Here is a 5,858-nt window from a genome sequence, read left to right on the forward strand (position 1 = left end):
TTTTTATACAACTGTTATACCTCAACCAAAAGCACAAGCAAATCCTGCGGTAGCGTTAGCCTTAGGGGCAGAAATTGGTGTAGGTGCATATGTAGGGGTGGCTTTAACGGTAGGGGGCCTAGCTGCTCTTTTTGGCTATGCAGAGTACAGCAACGAAGTTAATGAACATGCCAAGAGAGTTTGGACTGGTACACAAGAAGCAATAGTTTCTAGCGTGAAAAAAAGTTGGACAACAGCGGTTGCCGCAGGTGATAAAGTTATGACGCTTGCTCAAGATAGTTACACTTATACGATGAACACAATAAAAGATTCTGTAGTTTTTGCGACACCTAAAGTTATTAAAATGGTTGATGGTTTTCAAGACCTCATAAAAGTGAAGGATGCTTATACCCAAAGTACTAATGTGGTTCCTAGTACTGGTAATACTTTTTACTTTTGGAATGGTGATCAAATAAGTTCTGCAAATGCTGATGCTAGTTATCGTTTTTGGCTTAGTTGGGGTTTTTCAAACAATGATCAAACTTTAACAATTACCTATAACAATACTTCTTCTGGGACTTATCCTAAAACACTTGCGACTGTAACCAATCCAGCTATTACTTCGAAAATGTCAGTTGCAATTCAGTATAAATGGTTAGCGGCGGAAGTTTTTCCGGGGCTTATGACTATTGTTCCTACAGCAGAAATACCAAATATGAGAACAAAGTCAGATAAAATAATTGAAGATTTGGTTATGAATCCGAAAGCGAAATCGCTTCCTGCTCCGCTTGGAAGTGATATCATGGCACGTTTAAGAACAGATAAAACTAAAACTTTGACTTGGAATCCTGCAGATCAAGTTTGGATTAATCCAACTACCGGTATAAGTGTTCCGTTATCGGATGTTGTTTTTGACTTTCCAGTACCGAAAGTAACTACTAAGGACGGGGTTGCAACTGTTACCGTTCCGATCGGTGGGGTACAAACAGATATTAAAACAGGCGAGGCGGTTGGTGGGGGAACTATCCCAGGCATAGAGAATCCGCCTTTGGATTGGGGGGATACTGCCACAAATAAATTGGATTTTGGTCCATTAAAAATGACAGGTGATATGTTAACTCAAAAATTTCCTTTTTCTATACCTTGGGATATACAAAGGCAGTTAGCAATATTTGATGTATCCGCACAGACTCCGAATATAAAAATTGATAAAACTATGAATGTTTTTGGCACACAAATGAAAATGAAGTTTGATTTAGATTTTGCTATGTTCGATACTCTAGCGGTTATTGCGAGATGGTTTTTAATTATTGCGTTTGATCTTGGGGTTATCTTATCAATTCGAAGATTCTTGCCTGAATAGGGGGCGAAGTTGTTGGCTAATTTTTTTGTGAGTTTAGTTAATTATTTTCTAGTGGGTGTAGGTACTGCTTTAGGTTGGGTGGTATCTTTTTTTCCTGATTCTCCTTTTTTAAAACCTTCCTCACCGCCTGGCTCGATTAATCTAGGTTATATTACTTGGATTATTCCTTTTCCTACTATGATGGCGCATTTGGCATTACTCTTAGTTGCAATTGTTACCTATTACGGAATACGGGTTGTTGCTCGTTGGATTAAGATTGCAAGGGATTAAGGTGGAGGTATATGAGACAAGACAAAATTATTTCTTTTTTGTGTTTGGCTGCACTTAGTCTATGGATGCTTGCAGGATATTTAGCATGGAGGTTTTTACTATGATTAGTCAATATATAGGGCCGATCGGGTCGGGAAAGTCTTATCACGCATTAGAAGATATTTTTGCGCATTTAAAAAAAGGTTTATATGTAATTGCTAATTTTCCTCTAAATTTTACTGAACGTATGATTAGGATGGGATATGCCGACCGTTTTTTATTTCTTCCTGATAATTTTTTAGAAGATGAATCAGGTGTCGGTGTATTTCTGCATTTATCTGAAAAATATAAATTTAATGAATTTACAAATTTATGTTTGGTTGTGTTGGATGAAGCAGGTGGAGTTTTTCCGCCTGATCAATCAACTTCACCAGCACAAAAAACTTGGAAAGATTTTTTTAAACAGTCTCGTAAATTGGGTTATGATTTCATGTTAATTATGCAAGATGAAAAAGAAATTAATAGAACAATATTATCTTGTGTTGAGTACAAGGTGGTACATAGAAAGGCAAATTCAATTTTTCCTTTTAATCTTCTTCCCTTTACTGTGTTTATGCATATTACTTACTGGAAGCAATCAAGACAGCGTTTAAAATCAGGTAGTACAATTTTTGTAAAAAGTTTTTCAAAACTATATGATACGCATCAACTTTTTGGAAGTTTAAAAAATGTGGATGCTTTGATTGATCTATCGAAATATGATTTTAATGTTTCCTTTGGGAATTGTCGTCCTGATCTCATGAATGATGGTGACTTGGGTGGGGAGCCCGTAGGGGGGACCCAAGTTGCTGTCAGTCATGAGGTTTCGGGTAAACAAGCATGAAGAAAAGAATAAATGTATACCTACCCGATCACATAGAAAAAGAGTTGAATTATTTATCTCAAAAATATAACAAGTCTCCTAGCAATTTGATTTTACTTGCCTATAAATTTGCCGATAAACAAGCTATAGAAAAAATGCTAGATTTCCAAAAGGGAGCAGAAGACAAATGATAGAAAATATTTTTTTATTTGTGACTGCTATATTTGCTATAGCGTTAAATTTAATATTTTTATAGATTGACTTTAGGTTACCAAATGTTATACTAAAGGTAACTTTTAGTAGAAGGTGGTTGATAGATATGGAGGAGTCCAAGATGGGCAGACCATCCATTGGAATTGGCAAACCAGTAAAAATAACTTTGCCTGAACAGGAGTGGGAGCGAATCGAAGAAATAGTAAAAAGAGGTCATGCCAGTTCGGTTGCAGATTATTTTAGGCAGCTGCATAAATCTCAAAATTATAAATGATAGATTTGGGAGTGCAGAGGGCTTGCCCTTTGCTTATACCTTGGTGTTATTCATTTAAAAATCATTTCAAATTACCCTTTAAACAATACTGCCGATCCGGCAGGGTATAGCAAAATTTCCAGTAGAAAATAGGTGGTAAAATGGAGCAAACGCAGGTAGCACCCCATCCTTCTAACAGGGGGGTGCAAAATACATCCCAACACGTCTTGAGGGCTTGTGTGGACTGGGTTCAAGTCACTTTCAAAAATGTACAGAATCTACAGAAAATTTACGAGATTTTAGGTATCGAAGAATCAGAATTTAAGGACATGTCATCATCCATATATGGATACCGTTCCCACAAAGCGTGCGGTCATATTTCTATCCTGTATGATGGTAAATCAGATATGGGTATTCACATCCAAATAACTGGACAAGGTTGCCGTGAATATGAAGTCTTAAACAAGAAAAATTGGAAAGAATTCATGATGTCTTGTTTTGAAAATGACGGAAATTTTACTAGGATTGATGGGGCGATAGATGATATTTGTTACGGTGATGAAAAACCTTATTTTACCTTGAACGGATTGTATCGTAAAATTAAAGATGGTTGTGTGCAATCAAAGTTTAAAAAAGGTAAACGAGTAGAATCTTTTATGATTGATGATGGAAAAGGAATTGGGGAAACTTTGTATTTCGGACGTGAACAATCCGATATGCAAATACGAATTTACGAAAAAGATTTTGAAAGACTGGAAAAGGGAAAAGAGTTGGAAGAAGATTTGACCGCATGGAATCGGACGGAAATTCAGTGTAGACGTGACAGAGCGCAAGCATTAGCTTTGTACATACTTAACAATGAGAATTTCGGGGAAGTAATGTCCGGCATACTTAAAAATTATTTGAGTTTCAAGGTTAAAAATCCAAATGAGACAAATAAAAGTAGATGGAAGACATGCAAGTGGTGGGATGATTTTTTAGGGGATGTTGAACCTTTGAAATTAACTATGATTGCTCCTGATCGTACTATTGATACAATAAAACAATGGGTAGATAAACAGGTTGCGCCATCATTAGCAACTTTATTCACTGCCAGTGGTGGAGATACGAAAATGATAATTGATCTCTTGGACGATGGACTTTTGAGAATGAGCGAAGAACAGAAGAGACTTGCTTCAGAATCTAAGTTCCTTCAAGAAAAAGAGAAAGAAGAAAAAGAAAGAATGAAAAATGAATTGCGTGATAGAGATTTATTCAGAACAATTAGAACTCATAAAATAGAAAAAGCCCATCAGCCTGAACATGACCAATGAGCATCCCTTCGCCGTGGGATATATAAAACTTATTATAAACAAAATCGGAACAAATGAAAACAGACTGATTGGCTAAATTTGAAAAGTGACTTCCTTTTGGGGAGGTCACTTTTTTGAAAGAAGGGGGACAATATTCCGAATAAGCGCAGTGAAGAACAGGACTATAGAGAAAAAATAAGTGTTCGGCTGCCTAACTGGATGATCAAAGAAATTGAGAAATTAGGCACTAAGACTCAAATAATTGAGCAAGCAGTCCTAGAATTTTTGGGGAAAAAGAAATAAATTGGTAAAAAAGTAGTGGACAACCAGTCCACTTTTTTTTATAATGAACTTGTCGGACGAATATATGTTTCCATACATACGAACAAAAAAATTGGGGGAAAAACCAAATGGAAAAAGTAATGGTGTTTAAAGAATCTTTTTCAGGTACAGGAAAGAAATCAGAAAAGCCGTTTACAATGATCGAGCTTCACGATCCGTCAACACTTGAGAATGCAAAATTCTTTTTGCGTCAAGATCAAGTAATTGATACATCAAAAATGAAGTTTAAAGATGAAGTAATTGCAACTTTTGAAATGGGCATTCAAAATGGGACACCAAGAATGGAATTGGCTAGTTTAAATTTAGTATGATTTTAGATTTTCGTTTACTGTGGGAATCGCTTTTGTTAGCTGTAAGAAATCTCAATTGGTGGGTGTGGATTATTTTCCTCGGTATCCCTGTTTACAAGTCTTACAAGAAAATTCGTAAGAAGTTAAGGGGGATATGATGCCCGATCAAGAGGAAGTAAAACCAACTGGAGAAGAACAAGTGATTGAATCACCAGTTGAACCAGTAGTGAAAGAACCTATACAAGAAGTTCCTGTAACAACGAATACAAGCGAACAAACTGTTTCTTTATCTGATGAACAATTTTTATTGTTAACGAAACAAAATCAGGATATTTATGACGTTAATGTTTGGATTGTTAGTCTGCTTTCGCTCTTAATTGGTGGGATGGTTATCATGGCATTTTTCCAAGGGTGGCGATCTACAAAATGATAACGGATGTAATTATGCAAGGTCTCCTTACGGGTTTATCCATATTCGGGGCGGTAATGATTTTTGGTCTCGGAATTGGTTCTGCCATAGATTTATTCAAATTATTCGGGGGTGTAAGGTAAGTGAAAGATTCAATTATGGCTTTGAAAAGTAAATGGTCTGTATCTGCAATGTTAGGAATGGCTTTGATGATGATGGCATCTTCTGCGTTTGCGTCAACAGCAACGGACGTATCATCTGTGACGAGTACATTTGCAACTATGACAACTACAGTATTAACAGTAATTGGTGCGGTTGCGGCTTCGGCAGTTGGGGTAATGGCTGTAATTCTCGCTTGGAAATATGGACGTAAATTGTTTAATATGATCGCAAAATAATTGTCCTGATCAGGGAGCCTGGGAGATACTCTCGGGCTCCTTTTTTTATTAAGGGGGGGGAATATGGTTGTTTCAGGATCTGTATTATCATTTCGAAAAGTTTTAATTGTTTTACTTATTTTTACGGTGCTTTTTTATACAACTGTTATACCTCAACCAAAAGCACAAGCAAATCCTGCGGTAGCGTTAGCCTTAGGGGCAGAAATTG

Annotated in this window: 10 protein-coding genes; all 10 read left to right on the forward strand. The window is 36.5% G+C overall.

From position 1 onward, the window contains the following. Positions 1-1,342: hypothetical protein (locus tag H9647_RS25320; RefSeq protein ID WP_191805223.1), on the forward strand; the 1,342-nt coding region annotated here is incomplete at its 5' end. Positions 1,343-1,354: 12 nt separating this feature from the next. Further along, positions 1,355-1,612, forward strand: coding sequence for a hypothetical protein (locus H9647_RS25325; protein WP_191805225.1), 258 nt, complete (start codon positions 1,355-1,357; stop codon positions 1,610-1,612). Positions 1,613-1,712: 100 nt separating this feature from the next. Then, positions 1,713-2,474, forward strand: a complete 762-nt coding sequence (locus tag H9647_RS25330) for a zonular occludens toxin domain-containing protein (protein WP_191805227.1) — start codon at positions 1,713-1,715, stop codon at positions 2,472-2,474. Then, the gene (locus H9647_RS25335) at positions 2,471-2,644 is read left to right on the forward strand and encodes a hypothetical protein (protein ID WP_191805229.1); all 174 of its coding nucleotides are present in this window, start codon (positions 2,471-2,473) and stop codon (positions 2,642-2,644) included. Before H9647_RS25330 ends, H9647_RS25335 begins: the two co-directional genes overlap by 4 nt. Before the next feature lie 128 nt (positions 2,645-2,772). Next, positions 2,773-2,940 (forward strand): hypothetical protein, encoded by a 168-nt coding sequence (locus tag H9647_RS25340; protein WP_191805230.1) that lies wholly within the window; start codon positions 2,773-2,775, stop codon positions 2,938-2,940. 140 nt (positions 2,941-3,080) lie between these two features. Beyond that, complete coding sequence (locus tag H9647_RS25345; protein ID WP_191805239.1) at positions 3,081-4,232, forward strand: replication initiation factor domain-containing protein; 1,152 nt, start codon at positions 3,081-3,083, stop codon at positions 4,230-4,232. Between the two features lie 389 nt (positions 4,233-4,621). Beyond that, complete coding sequence (locus tag H9647_RS25350) at positions 4,622-4,864, forward strand: hypothetical protein (RefSeq protein WP_191805241.1); 243 nt, start codon at positions 4,622-4,624, stop codon at positions 4,862-4,864. Positions 4,865-5,000: 136 nt separating this feature from the next. Next, a complete protein-coding gene (locus H9647_RS25355) occupies positions 5,001-5,273 on the forward strand; it encodes a hypothetical protein (RefSeq protein WP_191805243.1) in 273 nt (90 codons plus the stop codon). After that, positions 5,270-5,395 (forward strand): hypothetical protein, encoded by a 126-nt coding sequence (locus H9647_RS26095; protein WP_263621338.1) that lies wholly within the window; start codon positions 5,270-5,272, stop codon positions 5,393-5,395. Before H9647_RS25355 ends, H9647_RS26095 begins: the two co-directional genes overlap by 4 nt. Positions 5,396-5,410: 15 nt before the next feature. Beyond that, positions 5,411-5,650 carry a hypothetical protein gene (locus H9647_RS25360; RefSeq protein WP_191805245.1) on the forward strand — a complete coding sequence of 80 codons (240 nt, stop codon included), beginning with the start codon at positions 5,411-5,413 and terminating at the stop codon, positions 5,648-5,650. Positions 5,651-5,858 lie beyond the last annotated feature (208 nt).

Origin of the sequence: Paenibacillus gallinarum (genome assembly GCF_014836635.1) — a bacterium.
In the GTDB taxonomy this organism is placed as follows: domain Bacteria; phylum Bacillota; class Bacilli; order Paenibacillales; family Paenibacillaceae; genus Paenibacillus; species Paenibacillus gallinarum.

What these genes read in the sequence shown, in the direction of transcription:
- H9647_RS25330 (WP_191805227.1), top strand. Translation starts at nt 1,713, where the DNA reads ATGATTAGTCAATATATAGGGCCGATCGGGTCGGGAAAGTCTTATCAC.
- H9647_RS25335 (WP_191805229.1), top strand. Translation starts at nt 2,471, where the DNA reads ATGAAGAAAAGAATAAATGTATACCTACCCGATCACATAGAAAAAGAG.
- H9647_RS25340 (WP_191805230.1), top strand. Translation starts at nt 2,773, where the DNA reads ATGGAGGAGTCCAAGATGGGCAGACCATCCATTGGAATTGGCAAACCA.
- H9647_RS25345 (WP_191805239.1), top strand. Translation starts at nt 3,081, where the DNA reads ATGGAGCAAACGCAGGTAGCACCCCATCCTTCTAACAGGGGGGTGCAA.
- H9647_RS25350 (WP_191805241.1), top strand. Translation starts at nt 4,622, where the DNA reads ATGGAAAAAGTAATGGTGTTTAAAGAATCTTTTTCAGGTACAGGAAAG.
- H9647_RS25355 (WP_191805243.1), top strand. Translation starts at nt 5,001, where the DNA reads ATGCCCGATCAAGAGGAAGTAAAACCAACTGGAGAAGAACAAGTGATT.
- H9647_RS26095 (WP_263621338.1), top strand. Translation starts at nt 5,270, where the DNA reads ATGATAACGGATGTAATTATGCAAGGTCTCCTTACGGGTTTATCCATA.
- H9647_RS25360 (WP_191805245.1), top strand. Translation starts at nt 5,411, where the DNA reads ATGGCTTTGAAAAGTAAATGGTCTGTATCTGCAATGTTAGGAATGGCT.